Raw genomic sequence first — 26961 nt, 5'->3', positions numbered from 1 at the left:
AGGTGGATCAGTTCAATGCCGCGACTCCAGGTCACCTGAATACAGCTCGTCCTCGGACTCCTGCGCCCCAGGAATCTTGTGTTCCTCCGCAGCCCAGGCACCCAGGTCGATCAGCTTGCAGCGGTCTGAGCAGAACGGCCGGAACGCGCTTTTCTCGGTCCATTCCACAGGTGCGCCACAGGTCGGGCAATCGACGGTCAATGGCTGGCTCATGGCTGGCCTCCTTTCAAAGTCAGGTAAAAGTGGTGCAGGCGGTCAATCTGCTCATGCAGCGCGGCGAGGTCGCCGTCATTGACCAGCACATCGTCGGCATGGCGCAAGCGTTCCTCACGGGCCAGTTGGGCCTTCAGGATCGCCTGCACCTGCTCGGTACTGGTGTTGTCCCGGGCCAGGGTACGCGCCACTTGCAGCGCCTGCGGCGCATCGATCACCAGCACGCGCTGGGTCTTGTGGTGCTGCCCCGACTCGATCAGCAGCGGCGACACGTAGATCGCATACGGCGACTCTGCCTTGGCCAGGTAGCTGAAAATCTCTTGCCCGATCAGCGGGTGCAGCAGTTGCTCCAACCATTTGCGCTGCGCGGGGTCGGCGAAAATCAGCTGGCGCAGCGCGGCACGGTCGAGCTGGCCATCGGCCTGCAGCACCCCCGCGCCAAAGCGCTCGACAATGCTGGCCAGGGCCGGGCGGCCGGGCTCGACCACCCAGCGCGCAGCCTGGTCGGCGTCGACCAGGTGCACGCCAAGCTCGACGAAGCGCTCGGCGGCGGCGCTTTTGCCGCTGCCAATGCCGCCAGTCAGCCCGAGAATCCAGGGGGTAAACGCCGCAGTGGTCATCAGTATCCCAGCAGTTGCAGGTAAGAGGCGTATATTTCATCACCCCAGAGCACGGCAATCCACCCCGCAATGGCCAGATAAGGGCCAAACGGCATCGCCGCGCCTAGTGCGTGCCGGTGCAAATGCAACAAGCACAGGCCAACCAGCGCCCCGACCACCGACGACAACAGCAGCGTCAACGGCAGCACCTGCCAGCCACCCCAGGCGCCGATCAGCGCCATCAGCTTGAAGTCGCCATAACCCATGCCTTCCTTGCCGGTGACCAGCTTGAACAGCCAGTACACCGACCACAGGCAGAGGTAACCCGCCACCGCCCCCCATACCGCACTGCCCAGCGGCACATACACGGCAAAGGCGTTGACGATCAGCCCCAGCCACAGCATCGGCAGCACCAGTACGTCCGGCAACAGCTGGTGATCGGCATCGATCAGGCTCAGGGCCAGCAGGCACCAGGTCAAGGGCAATGCCAGCAATGCCTCGGCTGACGCACCAAAACGCCAGGCCACCAGCAGCGACAGCAGCGCACTGGCCACTTCCACCAGTGGGTAACGCGGGCTGATGCGGGCCTTGCAGGCAGAGCAGCGCCCACGCAAGGCCAGGTAGCTGAGCACTGGAATGTTCTGCCACGGGCGAATCGGGTGTGCGCACTGCGGGCAGCGCGAAGCGGGCAGGCACAGGTCGAAGCGCGGGTGCTGCGTAGTCGGCAGCCCCAGAACCTGCTGCGCTTCACGCTGCCATTGGCGCTCCAGCATGATCGGCAGGCGGTACACCAGCACATTCAGAAAGCTGCCTACCAGCAGGCCGAGCACGCTCGCCAGGGTGTAGAAGTACGCCGGCTGTTCAGCCAGCAAGGTCCATAAAGTCATGTTCAGATCAAGCTACCCAACTGGAAGATCGGCAGGTACATCGCCACTACCAGGCCACCCACCAGCAAGCCCAGGACCAGCACGATGGCCGGCTCCAGCAAGCTGGTCAACTGGTCCAGCGCCTGGCTGACCTGTTCCTCATAATGGCTGGCGGCTTTGTCCAGCATCGTGTCCAGCGTGCCGCTGGCTTCACCGATGGCCGTCAGTTGCACCAGCAAGGGTGGAAACAGCGGCTCACCCGCCATCGCCTGGTTCAGCCCCTGCCCATTGGCCATACCCTGGCGCAAGCGCAGCACCGCCTGTTCATGCAACTGGCCCCCGGTTACCCGCGCCACCGTACCCAGGGCATCCAGCAAGGGCACCCCGGCCGCATAAGCGGTTGCCAGGCTACGCGCAAAGCGCGCCAACGCCGCCTGCCCCAGCAGCGTGCCGAATACCGGCAAGCCCAACACCAGGCGCCCGAGCCACAACCGCGCAGGCGCATGCCGGCGGCACAGCTGGCGCCCGGCAAAACCTAGCACCAGGCCCAGCGCCAGCAACATCGGCGCAAACCGGCCGAACCCTGTGGACAAGTCGATCACCCACTGGGTAAATGCCGGCAATTGCGCGCCCATGCCTGCGAACATGTCCTCGAACCTGGGTATTACCTCCAGCAACAACACCGCCGACACGCCCAACCCGGTCAGCAACAGCAGCAACGGGTAGACCATCGCCTTGCGCACCTTCTTCTGCAGCGCCCGCCGCTGTTCCAGCATGCCTGCCAGCTGCTCCAGTTGCCGGTCCAGCGTGCCCGACTGTTCGCCCACCCGTACCAGGTTGCAGTACAGCGCATCGAACCAGCCCGGGTGGCGTTGCAATGCATTCGCCAGCCCCAGGCCCGCAGCTACATCCTGTTTCAATCTAACCAGCAGCGCAGCCAGGGCGGCACTACAGCCACTGCGCCCCATCACCTCGAACGCCTGCAACAGCGGCACCCCGGCCTTGAGCAAGGTCGCCAACTGCCGGCTGAAACCTGCCGGGTCGGCCTTTTCCCGGCGCTTTGGCAGCTTGAGGCCAAGCCCGCTGGCCGGCCGCAAACTGGCCACGTTGATGCCTTGGCGAATCAACCCGGCACGTACATGGGCCGGGCTGGGCCCAGGCGTTTGGCCACTGACCGGCGCGCCATTGGCGTCGGTGCCGTGCCAGCTGTAGAGGGGGGTGGTAGTGGTCATGCGAAGGTCCTTTTGTTGCCCGTGCGACAAGCCTGGAAACAGCTTGCCGCGCCTATGCCAGGGCGCGCGTCCATGATGCTCACTAGAGTAGTTCAGCGATGATGAAGCCCAAGCAGGCAGGGGTGACAAAAGGTGACTGTTCAGGCCTACTGCGCCGCTGTCGCTTGGGGCGAGATTGACCCTAACGAGTACGCGTATCAAAAAGGAAACTGTTCATGAAAGGGCAACGCGGTATCACCCTGATCGAACTGATGATCGTTGTGGCGATCATCGGCATTCTGGCGACCATCGCCTTACCGATGTACACCAACCACCAGGCCCGCTCCAAGGCTGCGGCTGGCTTGCTGGAAATCAGCGCCCTGAAAACGGCGATGGACCTGCGCCTGAACGACGGCAAGAATGTAGCCGGCGTAGCCGAACTGGGCGGCCAGCCGGCAACGGCCCATTGCGCGATCACCGCCAACGGCAAGGCGGCCGATAGCAGCGGCAGCCTGGTGTGCACCCTGGTGGACGCACCGGCCACCGTGCTGGGCAAGGCCCTGACGTTGACCCGCTCGGCAACGGGCTGGGCGTGCACCACCGACATCGAAGAAGACCTGGCGCCGAAGGGCTGCAAGGGGGTCTGAGGGCAGGGCAATAAAGTAGTGGAAACAGGGGTTTGCGTAACAGGTGCGAGCAGTGGTACGTTGCGCTACACGCCGGTGTAGCTCAGTCGGTAGAGCAGCGCACTCGTAACGCGAAGGTCGCAGGTTCGATTCCTGTCTCCGGCACCAGTAAAATCAAGGGGTTGCACTCTTTTCGAAGCATCATCATTTAGGCTGTGACAGCAGGATGACAGCAAGTGATGGGTGTTTCTCCACTTTTTTCAGGGCCTACAGATCACTGTGAGTTGCTGAGGGAGAATCACCAATTGAGCAGGAAGCACCCTTCGTTCAGAGAGATTCAGCTTGAGACTGCTGATGATCTGTGGCTCGCCTTGTCTCCTACCAGCACCTTACTCCCCAATGGTTCTTACATTTATCGGGGGCAAGCTGATTCAAGCTGGATGTTGATACCTTCTTTGCTCCGATCTAGAGCTAATCCGCCGGTGGGTTCAAGCGATGCCTTGGAGACTGGGAAGGATCTGCTCTTTCATGAAATTGCGATTCTTCGTCGCTTCGCCAACCATTGCGATAGCGTAGGCATCCAGATCAGCGGAGATTCCCAATATCTTAGGAATGTCGTTCTAGATCCCGGAGCAGCTACCGAGTACCGGCGTTGCCCGTCGAAGTGGCCTTCAGCGGAGATCTTGGATCTCATGGCCCTCGCTCAGCATCATGGAGTGCCAACGCGTCTTCTCGATTGGACGCAAAAGGCCTTCACCGCCGCCTATTTTGCCGCAAGCGGCGCGCTAGCTTTGTACAAGACTTGGTCCCCTGATGACAGGCTGGCTGTGTGGGCGCTGAATCGTAGCCAGGCTGGCTTGCATCCGAATATTGTAATCCATCGTTCGCCCGGAGCCGTGAGCCCGAACTTGGCTGCCCAGAAGGGACTTTTTACCGTCCATCCGCATACAGCGAGCCCAGCGCTAGACGCTGCGAATGGTCTGGAGGGATTTTTGGAAGATATAGCCACCATCCCTCTCGTGAAATTGACTATCCCTGTCCTCGAGTCGGGGCGGTTGATGCAACTGTGCGCCAAAGCGGGATTCAGCGCAGCGAATATCTACCCTTCTGCCGATGGGGCCGGGCGCGCGGTGGTAGATGATCTTTTTCGCGATGCTGCATACGAGCGATGGAATGCGGAAACTATCGTCATGCGATAATGTGCTTCGCGTCTCTGATTCGTAGCACCGTAGTGGTGGAGCAGTTCGCGTGCCGAGCTGTGGCCCGAATGCCCAGGCCGGCGCCAAGCAGTTCCTTTACCCGCTTATGCAACTCCTCGTCCACCGGGCGGCCCTGGTACTTGCCTGCCGCCCTGGCCTTCTGGATACCCTGGGCCTGGCGCTCACGGCGCTGCTCGTAGTCCTTCCGGGCGATCGCCGCCATCATCTCCACCAGCATCGAGTTGATCGCGGCCAACATCCGGCCGGTGAACTCGTCGCCCTGTGTGTCTCGCATACCCTGATGGCTGGTGGGCAGATCGAGCGCGACGATTCGCAGGCCCTTGGCGTCGATCGCCCCCTTGAGCTTTGCCCAGTCATCAGCGGGTAGGCGGGAGAGGCGGTCGATGGATTCGACCAGCAGCACGTCTCCCTTACGGGCATCCTTCAGAAGGCGAAGCAGCTCAGGTCGATCCGCAGCGGCGCCGCTGGCGTTTTCCAGGTACTCGCAGGCGATGACCTTGTTATGGTCGCTGGCGAACTTTTCCAGGGAGGCCCGGGCGCGGCCGGCATCCTGCTCGTCAGTGGATGCTCGGAGGTAGGCGCGGATGAACATAGTGCAACCTGTATCAGTTAGGGTGTTGTCCTAATACTGTTGCATTTTGGGTGTTACTTTTCAAGCGAAAAGGCTGATAAAGGGTCAAATTGCCCGTATCAGCCTAGGCATACCCATAAGGTCAGATCGAGCTTGGCCTAATGTCGACACCGTTCTGGCCGGTGATCCGAAAGCGCTGCACCTCGCCGGCGGAAATCTCGGTGGTGATCTCCTTGAGCTGCTGTCCGATCTGCATTGCGCACAGGCCGCTACCCTCATCGTCACCATCTATGCCGATGAAATGACGGCCAGGTCTGACCTCAAACGTCGCAACCTCTCCGGTATCCATCCGTGCCGCCTTCTTGCCATCGATGAGCACTTGCGCGATACATCCGCCAGATGCCCAGTAGCCGCTATCCCGAGTGATCACCAGCTTGGCGCCTGACTCAACCTTGACTTGGTGGGAGTAGAGCCGTTGATGCGGAACTACCTTTGCTTTGGCCGGGTCAACGGGGTCGCTGGTGCATCCGGTGATGAGCGCGGTTGCGGCGACCGCTAGCATGATCCTGTGCATTTCTCGTCCTCTTGCTGGAGAGGGCATTATACGAACCAATCCCGCATTTCGCGGGCAAAAAGAACCGCCCGAAGGCGGTCTGTAAGCTGAATCGGCCCTAGGCCTTGTCCTGTGCCTCGATGGAGGCCGAAATGATCGCGCCACCCCAGCGGCGCTCGCCGATGCAGATCGGGACGGGGTTGCCGCTGGCGGTGGTGTTCTTGGCGCTACCGAAGGCGTACGACGACAGGTTCTCGGGGGCGGCGCTTTGAGACAGGCCCTTGGCTTGGGGGCTGAGCATCTGGATGACGCCGCCGGCGACGAGCGCAATACCTGGGCCATACGTGGCGCCGCCGGTGAACGGGCCAGCGATTAGCAGGGCGATACCCACGATGGTTTGCAGCAGTCCAGCGCGCTTGCTGCCAGCGATCACTGGCACGATCCGCAATCGGCGAGTACCGCCCCTTCCGAGTTCGCCTTCGCCAATGTTCTTGCCGTTACGGTAGATTGCGAACCTCATACCAAGCGCATCGAGGCGCTTGATTTCCTCGGCAAACCCGTCGAGCGTTGCCCGAAGCGCGCTGAAAACCTCGTTGGTAGATCCGGTGTCCAGCTGGTACTGCCGCTCGCCTGGAAACCGTTTGCCCAAGGGGCCGGACATTTCTACTGTCGTTCTGATCGGGTTGATCGCGATAGCAGCCATCAGACGTTCTCCTGTGGCATTGGTAAGCAGACGCCCAGGCGGCGAGCTAGCATCTCGCGGCTCTGCAGGCCCTGGATGCGGATAGCCTTCTCACGGGCAGGGTCAGGGTTCCAGGCGGCGCAGTGGCAGGCCGATACCGCCTTCACCCCGCGGTAAGACCCGCGCAGTAGGTCGGCCGAGATGCGCGCCTCTTCTTCGGTGAAAAATGGGCCGTCTATGTCGACGTGGCGACCACGCTGCACGCATTGCACATTCCAGACGTCATAGCCGCTCACAGCTATGGGATTGACGGCGAAGTCGGCGATCTTACACGCTTCGCTGAATCGATCTTTGTAGCTCATCAGGCCGCCTCCACAGAGGCCTGCTGCTTCATCCGCTCAGCCATCTCAAGCGGAAGAGGGGTATTGCTTGGCAGTTCCAGCGGAATCGGCTTAAGCCATTCGATCAGGTCCACCAGGCCCTGGCTGATTCTGGTCAGAGAGCCGATCTCTGCTGTTTTGCTGTCCAGCTCTACCCCGGCCCGGATGACGTCATTGCCCAGGGTCTGCACCATGTGCAGAAGGTCGCGCATACCACCCGCCAGGCGGCCCAGCGTCAGCACGGCATCAGCGTGATGGACAGCAATGCCGGCGGCGCCGAGCTGGATCAGCTGTTGATTGGAGAAACCGCTGAGACGTGCGGGGCCGCGCAGGATTGCTGCGGTGATGCGCTGCTCCCGGCCCTGGCGCATTTCGGCCATCAGGTCACTACGGTCCTTCGAGTTCAGGTCATAGACATAGGCCCTGCACTCGGCATCCATCGCCGCGCCCGCTGCGTCAGTCGTCGCCAGTGGCTGAACGGGCAGCAACTGGGTGGATGCGAAGGTGTGAAGGTTGGTCGCTGTTTCGGCGATGCTGGGCAGAGCCGCTTTAGCCGCGTCGGCGAAGAGGGTGTATACGTCGAGCGACTGGCGGGCCTTGGCCGCGGTCGTCAGATCGACGTTCTCCCGGACTCGCTGAGCCTTGGCGAGCGCGGTCCCGTGCTGATCCATGATCAGGTTCTGTAGGCGCATGAGTGGGCCGACGTTCGGCCAGAGCGCCCACTTGGTGCCTGGCAGGTTCTGGCCTTGATACTGGACGAAGTCGTTTACGAAGGCGCTCGCGCCGCCGATGCGGGTGAGGGTGCCTACAGCGTGATTCAGTTGCATGGTTCGATTCCTTTTGGGGTGGCTTTCTGCTCTGCCTCCAGATCGGAGAACAGGGTTGCTAGGTCGTTCGTCTTGGCGGCGCTTCCGCCGGCGGCCGCGGCGCTGAGCTCATCCATGATCTTGCTGATTTCCATCACGGTCTGGTCCTCGCTCAGGGTGGAGACCTGCCTGCGCAGGCCATCAATGCGCTTGCGCGTGCTCATGTCGTGCCTCGATGGCTTGTTGATAGAGGGCTGCCGCGTAATCGGGAATGGAGACGCCTGCCGGGAGCTGTTCGGCCGTAACTGCTCCAGGTGTGGGGAATGTCATATCGAGAAGTCCGGCCGGGCTCCTGCGACCCAGCCGCTCGGTCTTTCGGGCGTGCTGGACAATCGCCAGGGCTAGCTCCTCTGCCTGAGCGCTGCTCATCGCCGAGAAGGGGAAGAAGAACGATGCGGGACGCCCCTGGACGCGATATGCCAGGACGTGGCCCGTGTCATCAGGGAAATCCATCTGCTCGGCGGATGCATCCACAACGGTCAGCGTCACCAGGTGTACCGGCTCCTCATCTGCTCCAACGATTGCTGCCAGGCGTTTCACCTCGGAACGAAGGCTGCGCGCATTCATCGCTGCATCTCCTCAATCTGCTCCCGCAGCTCTTCGACGGCTTTCTGCAGCTCCTCCACTTCAATCACCTTGGCAACGGAGCTGAGGGCTTCGATCAGGTGCCGCCCTTGATCCGGCGGCAACTCGCCGGAAGCGATGGCCCGCAGGATGGATTTCGCCGCGCTGGGCAGGTCGGAGTCATCCAGGTCGAACAGCACGGGCTCAGCAATGGCTTTGATTGGCGGCACCAGGCGTTCAAGGATCAACCGGCACGCCTGCATATCACCTTTCTTGGCAGCGGCCATCACCTTCTTGGTCACCGCCTCAGCGCCCTCCGCGAGGCGTGCCCGGATGGCTTGTGTCTGGCCTGAGCGGCCGCCTGGGTTGCCGCTGTGGCCTGGCGCGAAAGTGCCGTCTCCTCGGCGCCGCGCGGGCTTTGGCAGAGCGTCCAGGCCTTCGTCGTTCTGGCTCAATGCGCGCTCCCTACGCTGCGCCGCTCAGGCCGCGAATTACCTCAGGAGCGGCGTTGACCAAGAACTCAGCTCGATCACCTGCTGCCTCGATCTGTGCCACTAGTTCTGCACCAGTGACCTCTACGACTAAGCGGAATGCCTTGTTAACTGCCTTGGTTGCTGAGTCGAGGTCTTCGCCTTCCTGGGTGATCAGGGCAAACGCTTTTGGGTTTGCACGCTCCAGAGTGACGTTGGCGATGCGGCGGTGCTCAGCGTCACTCAGCCCAGACAGGAAGGGAGGAAGGCGCAAAACGGCATCGGTGAGTCGCGGCTGCTCGCCAGTGAGCAGCACCAAGCGGCGCGCGCTCGCGTCGTCCATGGAGCTCAGCTTGCGAGCAATTTCCATATCGATCAGCGGGGTAGCAGTGTCGCCATCGCGATATGGGGTCACGGCCAGCAGGCGATTCATCCGTTGCTGATAGTCGCCTCGCAGCGCCTCCAGGCGCGTCGAGAACTTGGCCAGGCTGCGCAGGCTATCCACGCCAGCTGATTTGCGGTCATCGCGCTTCGCTTCGGCGCTCAGGCGGGTGTCGCTGGTGATCCGGCCGAGGCGCAGGGCGGTGTGCTCAACCTCGCGCCCTGCAGCCTTGGCGATGTTGTAGAGCTCGCTGGTCTGGTCGCCCTGCCAGATGGCTAGGATTCGGTCCCTGCCGTTCACGATGGTGGTGATCTTCTCGAACATATGGTTCTCCTTGGTGAGGTCAGGCCGGGAGGCTCATTACTGGTCGCTGCTCAGTGAGCGCGATCAGCAGTGCATTGGCGTGCACGTCACCTTTCCCAGCGGCAGCGCGCAGGCGTGCCCAGGCCGCATTCACTTCGGCGATGGTTGGCTTGATCTGCTGGCCGCGGGCCTTGGTGGGGGCTGTCATGGGGCATTCCTCTGATAGCTGTTGAAAGCCTTGCAGAGGTCAAATTAGGCCGTATCTGGCTTTCTATCCAGTGCTTTATGGGTACACCTAGGGTGATACACGCAACGGGACAGAACGGGACAAACAAGCCTGATTTCCAGGCCTCTGAAAGGGCAATTTTCGTTGCACTATATTGCGCAAACCCTAAGTGATACGACCCGCCAAACTACGAAATTTTCGAGGTATGGCCAGGTTCACACCGCCGGTGGAAACATCGCGCCACGAAACCGAACCTCTCCATTTTGTGGCGCGCGAACTACCCAATAGCTGGGTAGTTATCGGCTCCTCATTTTTGAGGACACCCCCGGCCACCAGGTGAACGAATCGTTCACCCCCAACGGGGGAATACCCGGCGAGCAGGAGGGGTTCGATTTGAAATCGCGCCCCGCACCCGGCCTGCTGCAGCGAAGTGGGATTTCCTCACATCGGCCTATGGGGTGGTGAAACGCCACCCATACATCGGCCAACTCTGCCCAGCAGCAGACTTGAAAGGGGGGTCGCACTTCGATGACCCCCATGGCTCAAAAGTGATCCACCGTCACAATTACCTGCTCCAGCCTGCTGTCAGGGGCAGGAAGCACCAGTCAGGCCTGGAGGTCCGAAACAGACGAAATGGTCTGCCTCGGCTGGTGGTCCGAGGACCGGACTTCAAAGCGGGAATTCCCGCCCAGGTCTTTTACGAGAAGGTCACGAAAGGGGATCGGCTGAATTTTCAGCCGAATGCCACCGTGTCGATTTCTACACAGCGTGTCGCTTTCCACACACTGGCGCTCGTCGAGTCGATCGATATTGGTAGTTTCGCGGAGGTTGTTGGCCAGCCTTGGGAAATGTCCTGAAATCTGAGGGCATTTCGCCGGGCTGGGGATGTGCTCAGGTTTGAGCACAACTCACCGCGGCAGGTGTGGTGATTATCACCATACCTCGCTCCTACGAAGATGCGCGGACCTTTGCTCACATCTCGGCGGCCCGCTCCCGCAGAGATCTGTCCCGCTTTGGACGCATCGGCCTGGTCCATCCAGAAATGGATACATCCTCAATTTGAGGAAGAGTCGCCCGGCGTTGCCTGGCCTCCCAGATCGGTAGGGCAGGTGTCCCGAGCCTTTGGGTTATCTCGCCCGGACAGAGTGAGGCTGCGTCACTTTGGTCACCCCATCGAGAGGGGTGCAAAAAAACTTCACCCTACCCCTTGTCATGTGTAAGACACTGTCTTACAGTTGTCTCAACGAAACGAGAGAGGTGCTAGATGGCCAACACGCCAACGGTAACGATGAGGCTCCCCCCTGAGTTGATCGAGCGGATAGACGCATACGCCGCAAGAGTCGCCAAGCAGACGGGGGTAGAGGTGAGCAGAACGGCGGCCATGAAAGCCCTGGTGCAGACGGGGCTTGAGGTCAAAGAGAAAGAGGCTGGCAAGCAGTAAAGGGTGGGATTTCCCCACATTTGAAGGTGGCCAACCCGGTGCTCGAACACCGGGAGGGCCTATCACACGACGACCTTTGAGGGACACGTCATGCAACGTAAACAAGATACCAGTAGCACGCGACAAGGCCAACATCAGAATGCCAGCCGACTCCCAAAGTCGGTAGTGATTGAAGGTGAGGTCTTGGGCGAGGCGGTCATAGATGCGCGCGATATGGCCTATATGAACTTCGCCCGGCAGGAGCACGCAAAGCTGGCAAAGATCCTGCTCCGATTCGTGATCCCTGCTATGGGTGGCTATCAAAACCCAATGGCCAGCGATATTGCGCGACACCTTGAGCAAATCCAGACCTTCAGCAGCAACTATTGCTGGACGCACAGACGCCTGGGCGCATCGCACGGCGTAGTTGGTGAAATTGCCGTTGACGGGGGTGTGGTATGAGCATCTTGCGAATCACTCGGAAGCAGTATCGCCAGTTCGCCGAGCAGGCCAAGCAGAACGGTGTTGGCCTTGCGCTGGACACCTTCACCAATATGGGCGAGAGCTGGGGTTTGTACAGCTGCTGGGCGCAGTCGATCGTGCGCGATGCCGCCGCGGCTGAGCAGCAGTCGTATGACGAGCGAATTGTCATCAAGCTGGCCACCAGTATAAACGCTGCAGTACTACGCTCAGCGATCAGGCCCGAACTGGACTGGGCGGCCCTGGAAGACGACGAGATTTATTCGTTCGTCTTTCACCATGAGATTGGGCACCACCTCGACAACTTTAGGGTGTGGGACATCTTCGCCATCCCCGATCCAGAAGTGCGCGACCGGTGCCACCAAGTGTTCACCCGCGTCAACGAGATGTTGGCCGACCGTTATGCCTGGGCTCAGGTGCGGCCAGGCGAGGCAGTGCCATTGGGGGAGGCAGGCAAGCGTATGCAGGACGAGATGCAAGCTGACCTGGAGCTGCTCAACAAACACACACCGCGAATCCGTAGGTCTCCCCGAGTTCTGCCCGGTGGCCAATACACGTCAATTCCGGCGTCTATGCTGTGCAGCGTTGACTTGGCAGCATTCGTCGGGCCAAACGTGTCACCGGCAGTGATCGAGCGTCAACGCATCCGCCGTCGAGACAGTCGGGTCCGCGCAAGGTAGACCAAAGAGCTTTAGGCTCGGCTGAAACCTCAGCTCAGTGATCATCGTCGCTGCGGGCACTACCCTGATCCGGGGTGGTGCCCTTTTCGTTGTGGGGAAGATGGTCCAGATCTGGATCATCAGGCTGCTCTCTGACTGTTGTCTATCACCAGCTGCAGGGCGCCCTGCACGCGAAACGCCGCCTGGGTGATGAGCTGCGGTGCGGCGAACCTGGCGCACTCGCGACACATACCCTTCGTGGTCCATGGAAGCCAGTCGAAGACTAAGAATGCGTACCCTCCAGCCTTCTTGCATTGGTGGTCAGCCTGCCACCGGCACCGTACGAGTGCTGTGCTGATCTGGCTCATTCTGTTTCCTGGTGGTGGTAATAGTTATAAAGGGGATCAGTTATTGACCCGTTCAAGTGGTCGAAACACTGGGGAACGGATCAAAAACTGATCCCTTCCAAGAAATCCTGAAACACAACCGGATGAAACCGGAAATAAAGGGTTCAAAAATTGACCCTACACGGATCAAAAATTGACCGTGCCAAAATCGAATTCACGCCAGGCTCCTCAGCGGTCGTTCAGTCGGGCCAATCTCAAGATGCTTTCCGGGGCACTCATGAATACGTATCCACGTTAGGGCGTAAAGAGAAGGGTTCATGCCGCTTTCGCCTCGGTAGTTGTTACGCGTCTTGATGATCAAATTCCGCTCCTGCAGTCCCTCAAGAGCGGCGCGCAGCGTGTTCTTCGCCATTCCTCCGCGGGCTTCCATCATGCTCTCGGTGGCGGCCAGGTCGCCGTTGTTGTTACCTCGGTATTGCGCTATCAGCAGGAACATGACGCGATACTCGGAGCCTGTCATGGTCATCCAGTCCGAGTGCTCCCCGAGCAGCCTGGGGATCATGTACGCGCCACGCCCTCCCCAGTCGGAGTCGCGCCTTGTCTTCTTCTTGGCCATTCACAAGCTCACGCACAAGCGCCGAGGCGCGGTGCTTATCCGCGCCCCGGGCTATTGGGTTAGTCGATTTCTTTGGTCAGGACGTATTGCCCAACCCGGTGAGGTGGTAGCCCCGGGCCTGCTGCTTGGTAGCACCACTGGGTCAGGATGCCCCAACTCTTGCGGCGCAGATGCCGGATCGTCGACGGGGGGTGGACTATATCCAGCTTCTGAGCCGCCTCGATGGACGAGACAGGGCCTTGGCGCAAGGCGGCGATCATCCGCTTGGCCTGAGCCGCCGTAGAGTGATTGTCAGGCAGATCTGCATCTGCGATAGTTTCGGTCGTCATATCGACTCCTTTTAGGGGTTGGGCCCAGGTGGTGGTGGTGCACCGCCTTGGGCCATTACTTGATATCCCCGCTCTCCCTCCGCCTAACTGGCGTTCCCTTCAGATGCGGCAATACCCTCAAGCAGGCGCCCCAAGTAATGCTGGCTGGTAGCTGCTGCCTTCGCCGTTGAGCCGGCCAACTTTCTGACTTCCTGCGCACTGCCGTAACCGCTGGCGATCATCCGCATACCCGCAGCCAAAAGGCTGAGCATTGCGTGAGCTTCGTCTACGGCTTCGCGCAAGTCGTCATAGGTGGGTCGGTAAGGGGTGGCGCCCGATGCGGGCGGATGGGTAGAATCGAGGCGCTGCGAGTGGTTTCCAAATTGCTTTGCGGCACGCTGGGCCAGTGCCTCTAACACTGGCTCGGCACCATTCTTCACTAGCGCCAGTTTTGGCGTTTGCTTGTCCCGAGCCATCAGCGCTCACCTTCCTTTGCCGCGCGCTCAATGAACGCTTTCAGCTCGGACATCAGCGCCAGGCGGCGGCGACCGATCTTGAAAGTCTTGAGCTCGCCTGATGCGATGAACTCATAAGTTGCCGATCGGGAAATCCCCAGGATTCGACCAGCTTCCTCCACTCCCACTGAGAGCGGGGCAACCTGTTGTGCTTGTTCCATACCTGTCTCCAAGGTGCTAGCTGGCTGCTGCCAGGTATCGCTAGGCTACATCGCTTAATTCTAACGTGCAAGCAAATGCTAGACGATTGCAAATTCGCTCGGATTGACATGGAATTTCGCGTCACGCAAGCTATGGTCATCAGGTCAGCTGATCTGACCAAAATCGATAGGGTTTAGGTGTGGAATGGCAACCAAGACAAGCAAGCGCACTGGCGAGACAAGTACGACCGTAAGTGTGGGGATTCGAATTGACCCTAAAATTAAGTTTGCTTTGGATATTATGGGGAGACTTCAGAAGAGGTCCCTTACCGCCGTTATCGAGTGGTCGATCTCTCAGGCGATAGCGAATCAAAAAATCGACTCTAAGGCCCTCGATCTTGGTACGGCACTTGACGCGATCTGGTCAACAGATGACTCGATTAGATTAGTAAATATGGCGCAATACTTGCCTGAAGCGCTTACTTACGACGAGCTTCGTATTTGGGAAACTATTAAAGTCAGTGAAATGTTCTGGAATCTGTATCCAGATGGATCATTTGGTGATGACCCTAAGATGATTCATTCGGATAATCTGAGATTTATGTGGGATGAACTTTTACGGTTCGTAGAGAAACACAAAGGGGCATCTACGATTGTGCCCATGGGAACCAAAGATCTGGACGTAGTATTTTAGATCAATTCCACTGCCGCCGCCTTGCTATCCGGAGCAAGATGGGCATAGCGCAGCGTCATTTTGAGATCGGCGTGCCCCAGCAGATCCCTGATCGTATTCAGCGGCACGCCCTTCATAGCCAGATTGGACGCGAAGGTGTGGCGTAGATCGTGCCATCGGAATGAACTTATTTTCGATTCTTTCAGTACTCCATCCCAAGACTTTTTGACGTTATCCATTACTCCCCCGGTTTGGCTTGGGAAGAGCAGGGGGAGGCCATTAGACTGGGCCTTCCACCCTTTGATAACTTGTAGAGCTTCCTTGTTCAGTGGAATGTGCCTAGTTTGGTCGGACTTGGCACCCTCGCCAACCACTGTCAGTGTCTTCTGCCCAAGATCGATATCAGCCCAAGTTAAATTAAATAACTCGCCTCGGCGCAGGCCGGTATTGAGGCTGATGATGGCCATTGGCTTCAGGTGATCAGCAAACGCCACCTTTCGCAGGTCCGGCAGTTCGGCCTTTTTCCGTTCCCTACGCCACCGGTTGGCGCTGTCACGCTCGTCCCTGATGCGCTCCTCACGGTCGTCCAGCGCCTGGCGCAGTCGCCGGTTCTCTTCCGAGGATAGGAATCGAACCCGGGCGCGGGTGTCGAGCCGCATCGGCTTCAGTTTGGTCATCGGGTGCTGCTCGAGCGCGCCCCACTCGACAGCCTTGGAAAGCGCGCCGCGCAGCGCCGCTAGCTTCCTGTTGGCGGTGGCATCCCTCAGGCCGGCAGCCAGCCACTTCACGCGCATAGCCTCCAGATCGCGCTGGGTGATTTCTGCCAGCGGTTTACGCATCAATGCGCCGAAGCTGTACTCTATTGCGTGTCGCGTCTTCTGGTGGGCCTTGTGGTGGGTCTCCAGCCACGGGTAGTAGCTTTCCTCTAGATAGCTCTGGAGAGTGTGAGCGGCGCGGCGCTTGCTCTTGGCTGCCACCAGCGGCGCGCCGTGGGCGTGGGCCTCAGCAAGCCAGCGAGCAGCCTCGGTGCGCGCCTGGTCCAAGGTCATCATTCCAACCCGGCCCAGGGTGGCGGCCTGGTTCCGGCCCCAGGTCACCATATAGCTGGCGTGGCCACTGGGCAGAACTCTGATCGACAGGCCTGGCTGAGCGGTGTCGTGGATGCGGTAGGCCTTCTCCTGGGGCTGGATGCTGGAGAGGACTTTGGCGGTGATCTTGGTTTTCATGGGTTGGCGTCCGTGACAGCAGGGTGACAGCAAAAATGACTATACGGACCTGTCTCGGCGGACTCAACTGGACGATATGCCCCAATGAATGCTGGGTTTGCCCTGTAATTGCTGGGCGTCATAACGCACTCGTAACGCGAAGGTCGCAGGTTCGATTCCTGTCTCCGGCACCACATCCAGCTCCACTGCATTGCGCTGAATGCTTTGGAAGCCCTCTAAACCGGCCTTATGGCTAATGCCAGTCAGTTAAGTAATTTGGGGCCGCTTTGCGACCCTTCGCGGGCACGCCCGCTCCCACAGGGGTCGCGCATTTCTTGCGTTCACCGCCAAACGTGTGGGAGCGGGCATGCCCGCGAAGGGCTGCAAAGCAGCCCCAGTAACGCTCAACTGACAGGCATTACCCTTCTGGCCGGTTTTTCGTCTCCAAGACCCTCCGTCGGGAACCAACTAAATCCCCAATAACCGAGGGTGTTTTTTGGGGTACAGCGTCTTTCCTGAGTGGAGAACGTGCCCCTATGGCACGCCTATCCATCCCGCTCAGCGACCTCAAATGCCGCACGGCCAAACCGCGTGATCGGGCCTACAAACTGTTCGACGGCGGGGGGCATGTACCTTTAAGTCGCACCCAGTGGTTCGAAGACTTGGCGGCTGCGGTATTTCAAACCCAACGGCAAGGAAGGCACGCTGATCATCGGCAAGTACCCCATCGTTTCATTGGTCGTCGCGAGGGCCAAGCGCGATGAGGCCAAGGCTCTGTTGCTCGACAACCTTGATCCGATGGAAGAAAAGCAGAAGGCCAAGATTGCTGCCCAGCGGGCGAGCCTTCTCTTTGAAACCGTTGCCCTGGAGTGGCACGTCGAAATGTCCCGACGGTGGACTGAGAGCCATGCCAAGACGGTGCTTAGCAGGTTGCGCACGCATGTATTTCCACTGATCGGCCAGCGGCCTATCGCTGAACTCGATACCCATGATCTGCTTGAGGTCACCCAGCGAATTAAGGATCGCGGCACGATGGATGTTGCGCTGCGTGTGCAGAACTATCTATCCACGATCATGCGGGGAGCGAAGCGGGCGCGGCAGATCACTCAAAACCCGGCGCTCGATCTGGCCGGCTCGATTCAAGCGCCGCGTACCGTGCACCGTCCTGCACTTTCGCTAAACCGCCTTCCTGAACTGTTGGATCGAATCGACAACTACACCGGTCGCGAACTGACTCGGCTCGCAGTGCTGCTGACGCTGCATGTGTTCGTGCGGTCCAGTGAATTGCGCTTCGCCCGGTGGGATGAATTCGACCTGCAACGGGCGATGTGGGAGATCCCCGATACCCGCAAGCCGATTGAAGGCGTCCGCTATTCCACACGCGGGACCAAGATGAGTGGTGACATTCAGATAGTGCCGCTGTCGCCTCAAGTCATCGAGATACTTGAACGGCTGCGCAGCTTGAATCGCTTCTCTGAACTGGTGTTGCCCGGTGATCACAGGTACTGGAAGCCCTTGTCGGAGAACACGGTTAACCAGGTGCTGCGCAATATGGGGTACGACACCACCAAGGATGTGTGCGGGCATGGATTCAGGGCCATGGCTTGCAGTGCCTTGCTCGAGTCAGGGCTGTGGACGGACGCGGCGATTGAGCGGCAGATGAGCCATCAGGAGCGTAACCGCGTGCGCGCCGCGTATATCCACAAGGCCCAATTTCTGGAGCAGCGTCGGTTGATCATGGCGTGGTGGAGTAACTACATCGATGCCAACAGATCGGGCCATATCACCCCGCATGAGTTTGCCCATCCGGTAGGCGACAACGTCACCGCCTTGCCAAATGATCATGGCGCATTCAATCGCGGGTGAGCCTGCAAGATCGGCGCTGGCTATTCTTTCACGCGGGTCCATCCAAACAGGGCTGCAAAGCCGCCCTGTTTGGATGGACCTCATTTTGCAAAGCTAAAAGCTACGACGTTGTCCGGGGGTTGCCACGGAATTCCACCGGTGGATAACCGCTTTTCACATCCCTATTAACGATGAATTACGACCCTTGACCGGGTTTACCCACAGGCGTAGAACTGGCCGTGCAAGCGCTGTCGATGACAGCACCCCAGGTGACCCGAACCTTCAAGGTCACTCCGCTCCCGCGGTGGTTCTCCCCCAAATGGCGATTCGCGTCCGGCAGCTCGCCCGGTCACCTCCCCGGTGATGGATGCCTACTTCTGATCATGGCCCTTGTGCGCCAGACAACACCTCGTACCTCGCTGCCCTGCAGCAACCTATCCGCTTGGCCGAATATTGCGCCAACTTGTGCCCGTCTCTTTCTTCTGGAAAGAGACGGGCACTTCTACCACTGCTGCAGCCCTGATCGCACAAGGCTTTGCGGCATTCCCCCTCGTGACAATCGGCGTGACAAACGCAGATGTCACCAGCAACAGCCTTGTAGATGATGGTGCCGCAGACCAAGGGATGGACTGCACCTAACTGACAGTCAGGCATGCCCCGGTCATCGCATTGCTGCGTTCACCCGGCTCAGGATCTTCAGGCGCTGGTTTAGTCAGCCAGCACTGCCTCCACCCGCCCACCGGCAACGGTGTTCAGGAGGCCAGATCATGAGATGCCCTTGCTCCCGGACGTAAGGAGCCGCCAGTCCCGCGTAGAGGATATTCCCCACAGGTCGCAGGGGCCTTGATCCCTGATAACACTCAACATTCTTGGCGGGATAACGTGGGGCGAGGATCGGAGAACAGCAGATGAGGTGATCGACATGGCATTGGTAGGTAGGCGGGATGGCCGCAATTTTGGGTACGGCAGGCAACTGAGCTATGCAGGTCCACAAGCGCTGAAAGACATGTTCGGCGGCGGCCACTACGGCACGGTCAAGGCGCGCTGTGACCGGTGGTTGGCATTCGTAAAGTGGTGCCGCTCCGAACAAGGGTCCGGTATCAATGATGCGCGGGAGATTGATCGGAAGGTATTGGCCGACTACGCGGCGTATCTGCGCGACATTGTTAAGCGCGGCAATCTCGCCGTCAGCACCGCGCAAAACCGGCTATCCAGCGTTAACAGGACCATGGCGGCGCTTCGCGGTGATCAATACGTGAAGTTACCAAGTCCGAGCAAGGCGTTGAGTATGCAGCGCACTGGGGTTCGCCAGACGGTGCCGCAGGGCCAAGGCCGCGAACAAGTTAAACAGATCGTCGATGTGCTCTGCCGCCATCATCAACTGCGGGCCGCCGCGGTCGTTCTGTTGGCGCGAGCCACCGGCATGCGCTTACGTGAGGCCATCTTGGCTGACCTGCCACGGCTGAGCCGTGAGGCTGCGGACCTAGGCAGGATCAACATTCAGGATGGCACCAAAGGCGGCCGCGCCGGCGCCTCGGCACCACGTTGGATTGCGGTGGACGACCATGTTCGAGGTGCACTTGGATTCGCACGGCAAGTGTCGCCTGCAGCTAGCCGCAACCTAATTGCGCCACACGAAAGCTATCTGAATGTTCTGCAAGTAGCCATTCGCCCTGCGCGGGCCATCCTGCATGCACACAACCTCAGAGGCTTCCATGAGCTACGAGCGGCGTACGCATGTGAGCGCTACGAGCAAATCACCCAGCACCGTGCGCCCATCAACGGCGGCCAATGCTGCCAGATAAATCAGCACCTTGATCGCAAGGCTCGGCGGCAAATCAGCTATGAGCTGGGGCACGGTCGGATCGACGTTGTCGCTGCCTATGTAGGAGGTCGCAGATGAATAAGGTATTCGATATGGAGCTGTTCTTGGCTGCGGTGCTGACCGGATCGCACTCCACACAACAACGCCATTTGCGGCAAGCGAGAGTCATCCAAGCAGAAATCTCAGAGCGTTGGCAGCGACAGACGCCTTGGGCTTGGCAGAATAAGCATGTGGATTGGTTTTTTGAGCATCGCCTAAATCTACGCAGCGAGGCGATACGGTATTACTATCTGCTGACTGTGCGGCTGCTCGTCCGTCGTTTGCAAAAAGCATGGGTGTTCAACCTCTGAGCGAGGTACTGCTCTTGATATGCACGACTGGCAGCAATCGACCCGAAGCTGCCGTTGGCGGAGGGTAGCTGACGGCCAGAAGCGAACACTCAACCAGAGGCCCACCTATGTGGCTTGGTGGTCGGTTCAGTCTAAAGTGATAAGTAGGAAGCACTTTGTCGATGTGTCGAGAAGAAATGTGTTTGTATGGCGTTTACACCCATGATGCCAGTAAACTTCGCTGCGCGAAATTTCGTCTTTGACGAACCACAGTGCACCACCTAAAGGAGCTTTCGTGGCCCTATACCTCTCCAGCATTCAGTTCAGCAATATTCGGGGCTTCAAAGACTTTTCGCTGTCCTTTGAGGAAGGAAAGAAGCACCGACAGTGGACCGTTTTCATCGGCGACAATGGACACGGTAAGACCACGATACTCCGGGCGATAGCACTTGGGCTAGGTGATGAGGTGACCTCTAGCGAGCTCTTGGCGCTGTTACCCGGAAAATTTATCCGAATGAACAAAAGAGGGATTTACGCACCGTCAAGCAAGATCATTATCACTTTGCGGGATAGCAGTTCGAAACAGATTACTATCACCACCGAGCTGAAACCGGACGAGCACGGTGGAGTAAGTATTAGTAAAGATGTAAGCGACTCTGGTTTTAAGTGGAATGATATATTTGTCTGCGGCTACGGTTCCAATCGAGGGATTGGCGGACGTATGCATAGTCAGTATGCTCTGCGAAATTCTCTAATGACGCTATTCAATGACAGAGCAGGGTTATTGGAGCCGGAGTCTATACTTCGAGATTTTGCTTTGATGGCTGCACAGAGAAAAGAAAGTGCAGATGACCCATTGAGAGAGATGAAAGGCTATCTCTGGAAGTTATGGGGGCTCAACCCAAATCACGCTTTGGACATTACGGCTGAGCAGGTGGTTATCCACGGGCCTTGGGGTGGGATGCCATTTCACGCTTTGGGTGATGGCTATAGGGGAACCGGTAGCTGGTTACTTGACCTCATGGGAAACTGCGTAAAAGCTGGTCGCTGGAACGCTTCGCAGAAGTTGGCTGGCATCGTGTTGCTCGACGAGATGGATGAGCACTTACATCCGAGATGGCAAAGAACACTTATTTCCACCCTGCGACGCCTCTTGCCAAACATTCAGTTCATTGCAACCACACATTCACCATTAGCGATAGTCAATACGAAACCCGGTGAGCTTTTTGCCACTAGACTGCATAACGCAGTCGCTGAGTTAATTCCTGATGCATTGCCATCGCCGGATGGTCGAGGAGCGAATGAACTTCTTCTTGGCGAGTGGTTCGGTTTGGCTTCTACGCTAGACAGCGCTAGCGAAAGACTGCTAAATCGGTATCGCAAGGCCTTTCAGCATGGCGATAAGAAACTGCTTAAGGAATTGGAGCCTAAGGTACGCCAACGCATAAAGTCTTTCCTACCATCTCAGCTCGACGACATAGCGCAAGCTGACTTGGACATGCGCCGCGCATCACAGGTTGACTCTGTACCTCCAGCAGAAGAAAAAAAGCTGGTAGCGGATGCGATGAGCAAGCGTCTCAAAAAAATGAGTAAACAGAAATGATTGCCTTGAAGGGGCGGCACCCAGTGGAGCCAGCTTGCCTGGTAAAATCAAGTGAGACCGCTGTCAAGGCTCTCCTGGCGCGAGCCATACCCAAAGCCGTATCAATATACAAAGAAGAAGACTTTCCGAATCATTGGGGAAAATACAAGCACCATTTCATTTTGCCACAGTACAACGGAAAGTGTGCTTACTGCGAAACGCCTACTATTTCCGGCAGTCCTGGTGATGTAGAGCATTTCCGCCCCAAAGCGTATTGTCAATCGCTCAGCCCCGCGAAAAATCATGATGACTTTGGAGGGCAGCCCCCGGGCAGGATCAAAGTTGGACCTGCGACCGAAGGATATTGGTGGCTGGCATATAAGTGGAGCAATTATCTTCTGAGCTGTAATCGGTGCAATTCTATATGGAAGAAAAACCAATTTCCTGTGGCAGGTACAAGGGCGACTCGTAGTGCTAAACTGTCTACTGAAAATGCCTTACTTATCAATCCTTTTAAGTTAAACCCAGAGCGCCACTTTGAGTTCGATGCACATACTGGGCAAATTCGCGGGCTGACACCACAAGGTGTTGCTACAATCGATGTCTGCGGACTTGACCGTAAATCTTTAGAGGTGCAGCGAGCCACCAAGGGAGCTAAGTTGCACAGAAGATTCAAAGAGTTTGTCGTTGCTTTAAAGCACAACAATATCGCCGCGCAAAATAATGCATTGAGATCCATGCTGGACGAATGCCGTAGTAAAGAGCCTTACGCAGCGGTTGCGCGATGCTTTGTAAAGGAAAAGTTGGGGATGAGTTATTCCGAATTATTGGCTATGAGGCGGCAGCGCCTGATCTAGTAATACGTATTTTATTAGCCTGGATTAGTAGCCGACATGGGGTGGATACAGCCTCAGATGAGTAGCTACTTCAGGCCTTAGCTGCCCGTGGTGAAGGGCAGCTTGCCAGTCGTGACAGGCACTACCGACCCATAGCGAACAGTTACTACGCCTTAGGTCTCCTTATTGGAAGGTGGACGGGTGATGTGCACCGCGTAATCGCTCCATAAACCCCACATTCAAAGCGCTTACCTGATCCCCGATGCTGTGCTCCCGATTTCTTTTTGGAGCCTGCCGACGATGATGCGCCCCGACGCCAAAGTCGAAAAAGTCTATCTCTACCCCAAGCCCGTCGACTTCCGAAAATCCATCGATGGCCTCGCAGCCTTGGTTGAACTGGATATCAAGGTGGCCGTGTTCGACCCGGTTCTTTTCGTGTTCCTCAACAAGCCGCGCAATCGCGTGAAGATCCTCTATTGGGAGCGCAACGGCTTCTGCCTGTGGCTCAAGCGCCTCGAAGCCTAACGTTTCAAAACTTCCCCCGACGCGACCGACGAAGCCATCGTCCTGACCGTCCAGGAACTTAACTGGTTACTCGACGGCTTCGACCTCTGGCGCAACCGTCCACATCAGGTTCTGACACCCCGCTTCGTCGCCTGACCCGGTATAATCCGGGCCATGATTCCAGCGCCCGATGATCTTCCTGATGACCCTGCCGTGCTCAAGCAACTGCTTGCGCAGTTGCTGGCCGAGCGCACGGTCGACAAGGACCACATCGTCGACCTGAAAGAACAGATCAAGCTGTTGCGTGATCGGCTGTTCAACCGCAAATCCGAGCAAACGGTCGATCCCAATACACCGCAACTGGCAATGTTCAACGAACCGGAAAGCGAGCTGTTGTTGGCTGTGGTTGAGGATTCGGACGAAGAAGTCGTTACCCCAGTCAGACATGGTGGCAAACGCAAACCGTTGTCGGCTGATCTGCCACGTATCGAAGTCATCCATGACTTGCCCGAGCACGAACTGACTTGCGCCTGCGGTTGCCGCAAGCATGTCATCGGCGAGGAAACCAGCGAGCAGCTCGATATCGTGCCGATGCAGATCCGTGTGCTCAAGCATGTGCGCAAGGTCTACTGTTGCCGTGGTTGTGAAACGGCGCCGGTCACCGCCGACAAGCCGGCCCAGTTGATCGAAAAAAGCATGGCCAGCCCCAGCGTGCTGGCCATGCTGCTGACTACCAAGTACGTCGATGGCTTGCCGCTACACCGTTTTGAAAGCGTGCTGTCCCGGCACGGTATCGAGATCCCTCGACAAACCCTGGCCCGCAGGGTGATCCAGTGCAGCGAGCACTTCCAGCCGTTGTTGAACCTGATGCGTGAGCGGTTGTTGGAAAACCCCGTGATTCACTGCGATGAAACGCGGGTGCAGGTGCTCAAGGAACCGGATCGTGACCCGACCAGCCAGTCCTGGATGTGGGTGCAGGCCAGTGGGCCACCTGATCGACAAGTCGTGTTGTTCGACTACACCACCAGCCGTGCGCAGGAGGTGCCGTTGCGCCTGCTGGAGGGCTATCGCGGTTATGTCATGACCGATGATTACGCCGGTTACAACGCATTGGCGTTACAGCCCGGCGTTGAACGGTTGGCGTGCATGGCGCATGCCCGGCGTAAGTTCGTCGAAGCGCAGAAAGTGCAGCCCAAGGGCAAGACGGGACGGGCCGATGTGGCGTTGGCGATGATTAACAAGCTGTACGGCATTGAGCGTGAACTCAAGGATGTCAGCGATGAGCAGCGGTTCATCGGTCGCCAGGAAAGAAGCCTGCCGGTCCTCGGCCAGTTGAAAAGCTGGCTGGACAAGACGCAGTCACAAGTCACACCGCAAAGCGTGCTGGGCAAGGCTGTGCACTATCTGGCAAACAACTGGAGCCGGTTGGAACGCTACGTCGAGGCCGGCCATTTACCGATCGACAATAACTTGGCAGAGCGTGCGATCAAGCCATTTGTGATCGGGCGCAAGGCGTGGATGTTCAGCGACACGCCCAAGGCCGCGACTGCCAGTGCGCAGATCTACAGCTTGGTCGAGACCGCGAAGGCCAACGGCCAGGAGCCCTATACGTGGCTGCGCCACGTTTTGGAGCGGTTGACGTATGCCTCGTCGTTAGAGGACTACGAAGCGCTGCTGCCGTGGAACTGCTCGCCAGAGATGCGACGGTAACCGGTTGCCCCATCCTGTGATAGGTGGGGTTCATGGAGCGCTTAGTACGCCAGCAAAGCTGGCAGTTGATAAAGGGTGAAAGTCCCTACGAGAGAAGTTATGGCGAAACACCTCGACCCCGAGTCATGCGCTGTGCCCCGTGAGGTGTACGGTGAAGTGTTGGCAGGGGAAACCAGCAGGCCAGCCATTGAGCCGCGAAAACATGAGTCCGGGGCGCCGACGCTATTATGCGAAGCGGAAGGCCACAGTGGACATGACGATAATCGCAAGTCATGCATCATGCCCTGCGCGGTCGTAGACCCTGAGCATGCTGGGAAGTCAACTGCACGGAAGCTGGGAGATCTCATTCGTGTCTGGTCGTGACAAGCCAGACGGGGCAGGAAAGGCCACACGCCAAAAGTCTGCCGTCCACGCGGATGAGAAGTCGGATAGCTCCGTAGTACCTGAGAAGTTGCCGAACAATGGGCTTGCCCCGGCGGAGGTGATGGAGGAAAGGGAGTTAGCCAAGGGGAACAGTGAACAGCCTTCCGCATCCCGGACGCAGAGCCGGACAAGTGCGTTGTCAGGGTTGCTCGCTGTACGTCAAGCAGCCCGGCTTGATCGCCGGGTCAAGTTCACGAGTCTGCTGCACCACGTAACGGTCGAGCTATTGCGCGAGAGTTTCCATAATCTCAAGCGAGACGCGGCTTGTGGTGTGGATGGAATATCGTGGCGAGAGTATGAGCAAGATCTTCAGGAGAAGCTGAAAGCCTTGCATGACAAAGTGCACAGTGGCTGCTATCGAGCCAAACCTGTTCGGCGGGTATTTATCCCAAAGGCAGATGGCAGCGAGCGTCCGCTGGGTGTAACGGCTTTGGAGGACAAGATCGTCCAAGCCGCAGTCGTGCAAGTGCTCAACGCTATCTATGAGCCGAACTTCCTTGGACTCTCGTATGGGTTTCGCCCTGGTCGAGGGCAACACGATGCATTGGATGCTTTATCGGTAGGAGTGCAGACTGCTCGAATCCGGTGGATATTGGACGTGGATATTCGTGCGTTCTTTGACACCATCGATCACGAGTGGATGATGTGCTTCCTGCAACACCGAATTGCGGATAGACGAGTGTTAGCACTGATAGCACGATGGCTGCGCACAGGTGTTCTCGAAAACGGAAAGCGAATTCCTGCAAAGCAGGGCACACCACAAGGTGCGCCCATTTCACCGTTGCTGGCCAATATCTACCTGCACTACGTGATGGACTTATGGGTCAGGCAATGGCGTGGGCGTACCGCTAAGGGTGAGATGATTGCCGTGCGGTATGCAGACGACAGTGTGATTGGTTTTGAAAAGCGTGAAGATGCATGGAGTTTTCGCCATGCATTGGAGTTTCGACTCGCTCAATTCAACCTGACGCTACATCCAGAGAAAACTCGTTTACTGCGGTTTGGCTGGTTCGCGGTGGAAGATCGCCAGAAGCGTGGGGAAGGAAAACCAGAAACATTCGACTTCCTCGGGTTCACGCATTTCTGTAGTCAAGCCAAGAATGGGATGTTCGAGGTCGGACGGGTGACCATCGCCAAGCGTATGAGAGCAACACTCCAAGAGATACGCGGACAACTGTACAAGCGTAGGCACGAACCGGTTGCTGTGATCGGAAAGTGGCTGAATCGCCTGTTCACAGGTTACTGCAATTACTACCACGTACCTGGTAACACGAAGCGGCTTGATGCGTTTCGCCGTGAAGTTATCGGTGCATGGAGGCATGCCCTCAAACGACGGAGTCAGAGACACCGCCTGAACTGGGAACGCATGATTGCACTGGCAAGGTTGTTCATTCCCTATCCACGAGAACTACCCATGCATCCTTATCCCATGACCCGTTTCGGCGTCAAAACCCAAGGCAGGAGCCGTATGCGGTAATTCTGCACGTACGGATCTGTGCGGGGGGTGGCAGGTGACTGCCATTCCTACCGCGACCGATTGACTCGCTCGACGCTCAGATCGCACATGCTCAGAAGCGAGGGAAGGAGGCGCAGAGCGCAGCTTTGGCTACTATGGAGCTAGCTCTCGGAGATGAGTGGAATCACTTGGCTGAGCAACTCTTAGTCGTGGGCGCTCGGATCCTGGCCGCCAATCGTCATCGAGGTGGAGCCGGTATGGCACTGTCAAGGTTATTGATTCCAGGTTTCGGTCCTTCAGCCAGAGAGCTGCAGCGAGATGATGTGCTAGAGCGATCTAAGGATGCTCCGATCAAC

Annotated in this window: 32 protein-coding genes, 1 tRNA gene and 1 pseudogene; 15 read left to right on the top strand and 19 right to left on the bottom strand. The window is 58.1% G+C overall.

Annotation, left to right across the window (positions count from 1 at the left end; all coding sequences use genetic code 11):
* Positions 1-12: 12 nt before the first annotated feature.
* From yacG to G1E_RS14035, 4 genes are read right to left on the bottom strand one after another with little or no spacing between them, the layout of a single operon-like run.
* Complete coding sequence (gene yacG, locus G1E_RS14050) at positions 13-213, bottom strand: DNA gyrase inhibitor YacG (protein WP_009683001.1); 201 nt, start codon at positions 211-213, stop codon at positions 13-15.
* Positions 210-833: a dephospho-CoA kinase gene (gene coaE / locus G1E_RS14045; RefSeq protein WP_009683000.1), complete on the bottom strand. Its 624-nt coding sequence runs from the start codon at positions 831-833 to the stop codon at positions 210-212. The genes yacG and coaE overlap by 4 nt, the downstream gene beginning before the upstream one ends.
* On the bottom strand, positions 833-1699 hold the full coding sequence (locus tag G1E_RS14040) for an A24 family peptidase (RefSeq protein ID WP_033690441.1): 867 nt from the start codon (positions 1697-1699) through the stop codon (positions 833-835). The genes coaE and G1E_RS14040 overlap by 1 nt, the downstream gene beginning before the upstream one ends.
* Positions 1700-1701: 2 nt before the next feature.
* A complete protein-coding gene (locus G1E_RS14035; RefSeq protein WP_009682998.1) occupies positions 1702-2910 on the bottom strand; it encodes a type II secretion system F family protein in 1209 nt (402 codons plus the stop codon).
* Positions 2911-3125: 215 nt separating this feature from the next.
* Here G1E_RS14035 and G1E_RS14030 point away from each other — a divergent pair, with 215 nt between their 5' ends.
* The 3 genes from G1E_RS14030 (at position 3126) to G1E_RS14020 (ending at position 4714) form a co-directional block, all read left to right on the top strand.
* The gene (locus tag G1E_RS14030) at positions 3126-3536 is read left to right on the top strand and encodes a pilin (RefSeq protein WP_009682997.1); all 411 of its coding nucleotides are present in this window, start codon (positions 3126-3128) and stop codon (positions 3534-3536) included.
* A 71-nt stretch (positions 3537-3607) separates the two neighbouring features.
* Positions 3608-3683 (top strand) — tRNA-Thr (locus G1E_RS14025).
* A 71-nt stretch (positions 3684-3754) separates the two neighbouring features.
* Positions 3755-4714, top strand: a complete 960-nt coding sequence (locus G1E_RS14020) for an FRG domain-containing protein (protein ID WP_256220445.1) — start codon at positions 3755-3757, stop codon at positions 4712-4714.
* Here G1E_RS14020 and G1E_RS14015 read toward each other — a convergent pair.
* The 10 genes from G1E_RS14015 to G1E_RS28700 form a co-directional block, all read right to left on the bottom strand.
* Entirely contained in the window at positions 4704-5327 is a 624-nt protein-coding gene (locus G1E_RS14015) for a recombinase family protein (RefSeq protein ID WP_009682995.1), read from the bottom strand. The genes G1E_RS14020 and G1E_RS14015 overlap by 11 nt on opposite strands.
* A 121-nt stretch (positions 5328-5448) precedes the next feature.
* On the bottom strand, positions 5449-5880 hold the full coding sequence (locus G1E_RS14010; protein WP_009682994.1) for a hypothetical protein: 432 nt from the start codon (positions 5878-5880) through the stop codon (positions 5449-5451).
* A gap of 97 nt (positions 5881-5977) precedes the next feature.
* On the bottom strand, positions 5978-6562 hold the full coding sequence (locus G1E_RS14005; protein WP_009682993.1) for a tail assembly protein: 585 nt from the start codon (positions 6560-6562) through the stop codon (positions 5978-5980).
* On the bottom strand, positions 6562-6903 hold the full coding sequence (locus G1E_RS14000) for a hypothetical protein (RefSeq protein ID WP_009682992.1): 342 nt from the start codon (positions 6901-6903) through the stop codon (positions 6562-6564). Before G1E_RS14000 ends, G1E_RS14005 begins: the two co-directional genes overlap by 1 nt.
* Positions 6903-7748 carry a hypothetical protein gene (locus G1E_RS13995; protein WP_009682991.1) on the bottom strand — a complete coding sequence of 282 codons (846 nt, stop codon included), beginning with the start codon at positions 7746-7748 and terminating at the stop codon, positions 6903-6905. Before G1E_RS13995 ends, G1E_RS14000 begins: the two co-directional genes overlap by 1 nt.
* The gene (locus G1E_RS13990; protein ID WP_009682990.1) at positions 7739-7951 is read right to left on the bottom strand and encodes a hypothetical protein; all 213 of its coding nucleotides are present in this window, start codon (positions 7949-7951) and stop codon (positions 7739-7741) included. The genes G1E_RS13995 and G1E_RS13990 overlap by 10 nt, the downstream gene beginning before the upstream one ends.
* Positions 7929-8354: a hypothetical protein gene (locus tag G1E_RS13985; protein ID WP_009682989.1), complete on the bottom strand. Its 426-nt coding sequence runs from the start codon at positions 8352-8354 to the stop codon at positions 7929-7931. The genes G1E_RS13990 and G1E_RS13985 overlap by 23 nt, the downstream gene beginning before the upstream one ends.
* Positions 8351-8806, bottom strand: coding sequence for a DUF5681 domain-containing protein (locus tag G1E_RS13980; protein WP_009682988.1), 456 nt, complete (start codon positions 8804-8806; stop codon positions 8351-8353). The genes G1E_RS13985 and G1E_RS13980 overlap by 4 nt, the downstream gene beginning before the upstream one ends.
* 10 nt (positions 8807-8816) lie before the next feature.
* Positions 8817-9527, bottom strand: a complete 711-nt coding sequence (locus G1E_RS13975; RefSeq protein ID WP_009682987.1) for a hypothetical protein — start codon at positions 9525-9527, stop codon at positions 8817-8819.
* A 19-nt stretch (positions 9528-9546) separates the two neighbouring features.
* Positions 9547-9714 carry a hypothetical protein gene (locus G1E_RS28700; protein ID WP_009682986.1) on the bottom strand — a complete coding sequence of 56 codons (168 nt, stop codon included), beginning with the start codon at positions 9712-9714 and terminating at the stop codon, positions 9547-9549.
* 1282 nt (positions 9715-10996) lie between these two features.
* Here G1E_RS28700 and G1E_RS28695 point away from each other — a divergent pair.
* From G1E_RS28695 to G1E_RS13960, 3 genes are all read left to right on the top strand, one after another.
* Positions 10997-11173: a hypothetical protein gene (locus G1E_RS28695; RefSeq protein WP_009682984.1), complete on the top strand. Its 177-nt coding sequence runs from the start codon at positions 10997-10999 to the stop codon at positions 11171-11173.
* A gap of 90 nt (positions 11174-11263) precedes the next feature.
* The gene (locus G1E_RS13965) at positions 11264-11614 is read left to right on the top strand and encodes a hypothetical protein (protein WP_009682983.1); all 351 of its coding nucleotides are present in this window, start codon (positions 11264-11266) and stop codon (positions 11612-11614) included.
* The gene (locus G1E_RS13960) at positions 11611-12312 is read left to right on the top strand and encodes a hypothetical protein (RefSeq protein WP_009682982.1); all 702 of its coding nucleotides are present in this window, start codon (positions 11611-11613) and stop codon (positions 12310-12312) included. The genes G1E_RS13965 and G1E_RS13960 overlap by 4 nt, the downstream gene beginning before the upstream one ends.
* 540 nt (positions 12313-12852) lie before the next feature.
* Here G1E_RS13960 and G1E_RS13950 read toward each other — a convergent pair.
* The 4 genes from G1E_RS13950 to G1E_RS13935 all read right to left on the bottom strand — a co-directional run bounded on the left by G1E_RS13950 (position 12853) and on the right by G1E_RS13935 (position 14238).
* A complete protein-coding gene (locus tag G1E_RS13950) occupies positions 12853-13254 on the bottom strand; it encodes a hypothetical protein (RefSeq protein WP_009682980.1) in 402 nt (133 codons plus the stop codon).
* Between the two features lie 59 nt (positions 13255-13313).
* Complete coding sequence (locus tag G1E_RS13945; RefSeq protein WP_009682979.1) at positions 13314-13583, bottom strand: helix-turn-helix domain-containing protein; 270 nt, start codon at positions 13581-13583, stop codon at positions 13314-13316.
* Positions 13584-13666: 83 nt separating this feature from the next.
* On the bottom strand, positions 13667-14038 hold the full coding sequence (locus tag G1E_RS13940; protein WP_009682978.1) for a hypothetical protein: 372 nt from the start codon (positions 14036-14038) through the stop codon (positions 13667-13669).
* Positions 14038-14238, bottom strand: coding sequence for a helix-turn-helix domain-containing protein (locus tag G1E_RS13935; protein ID WP_009682977.1), 201 nt, complete (start codon positions 14236-14238; stop codon positions 14038-14040). Before G1E_RS13935 ends, G1E_RS13940 begins: the two co-directional genes overlap by 1 nt.
* Before the next feature lie 184 nt (positions 14239-14422).
* Here G1E_RS13935 and G1E_RS13930 point away from each other — a divergent pair, with 184 nt between their 5' ends.
* A complete protein-coding gene (locus G1E_RS13930; protein WP_009682975.1) occupies positions 14423-14911 on the top strand; it encodes a hypothetical protein in 489 nt (162 codons plus the stop codon).
* Here G1E_RS13930 and G1E_RS13925 read toward each other — a convergent pair.
* Positions 14908-16116, bottom strand: a complete 1209-nt coding sequence (locus G1E_RS13925; protein ID WP_009682974.1) for a site-specific integrase — start codon at positions 16114-16116, stop codon at positions 14908-14910. The genes G1E_RS13930 and G1E_RS13925 overlap by 4 nt on opposite strands.
* A 515-nt stretch (positions 16117-16631) precedes the next feature.
* On the opposite strand from G1E_RS13925, the pseudogene G1E_RS13920 reads away from it, so the two are divergent.
* From G1E_RS13920 to ltrA, 8 genes and pseudogenes are all read left to right on the top strand, one after another.
* Positions 16632-17961, top strand: a pseudogene (locus tag G1E_RS13920) (tyrosine-type recombinase/integrase).
* A gap of 901 nt (positions 17962-18862) precedes the next feature.
* Positions 18863-19843, top strand: coding sequence for an integrase domain-containing protein (locus tag G1E_RS13915; RefSeq protein ID WP_033690440.1), 981 nt, complete (start codon positions 18863-18865; stop codon positions 19841-19843).
* The gene (locus G1E_RS13910; protein ID WP_009682971.1) at positions 19840-20115 is read left to right on the top strand and encodes a hypothetical protein; all 276 of its coding nucleotides are present in this window, start codon (positions 19840-19842) and stop codon (positions 20113-20115) included. The genes G1E_RS13915 and G1E_RS13910 overlap by 4 nt, the downstream gene beginning before the upstream one ends.
* Before the next feature lie 274 nt (positions 20116-20389).
* The gene (locus tag G1E_RS13905; protein WP_009681514.1) at positions 20390-21697 is read left to right on the top strand and encodes an AAA family ATPase; all 1308 of its coding nucleotides are present in this window, start codon (positions 20390-20392) and stop codon (positions 21695-21697) included.
* A complete protein-coding gene (locus G1E_RS28320) occupies positions 21694-22533 on the top strand; it encodes a hypothetical protein (protein WP_141744302.1) in 840 nt (279 codons plus the stop codon). The genes G1E_RS13905 and G1E_RS28320 overlap by 4 nt, the downstream gene beginning before the upstream one ends.
* A gap of 279 nt (positions 22534-22812) precedes the next feature.
* Positions 22813-23037, top strand: a complete 225-nt coding sequence (gene tnpB / locus G1E_RS13900; protein WP_009681691.1) for an IS66 family insertion sequence element accessory protein TnpB — start codon at positions 22813-22815, stop codon at positions 23035-23037.
* Between the two features lie 153 nt (positions 23038-23190).
* On the top strand, positions 23191-24726 hold the full coding sequence (locus G1E_RS13895; RefSeq protein WP_009682539.1) for an IS66 family transposase: 1536 nt from the start codon (positions 23191-23193) through the stop codon (positions 24724-24726).
* Between the two features lie 349 nt (positions 24727-25075).
* Positions 25076-26626 carry a group II intron reverse transcriptase/maturase gene (gene ltrA / locus G1E_RS13890; RefSeq protein ID WP_342782918.1) on the top strand — a complete coding sequence of 517 codons (1551 nt, stop codon included), beginning with the start codon at positions 25076-25078 and terminating at the stop codon, positions 26624-26626.
* Positions 26627-26961 lie beyond the last annotated feature (335 nt).

The sequence above is a fragment of the Pseudomonas sp. TJI-51 genome, from assembly GCF_000190455.2.
GTDB classification, from domain to species: domain Bacteria; phylum Pseudomonadota; class Gammaproteobacteria; order Pseudomonadales; family Pseudomonadaceae; genus Aquipseudomonas; species Aquipseudomonas juntendi.
The sequence above is the reverse complement of the archived record's forward strand: the minus strand, read 5'-3'. Positions and strand labels throughout refer to the sequence as shown.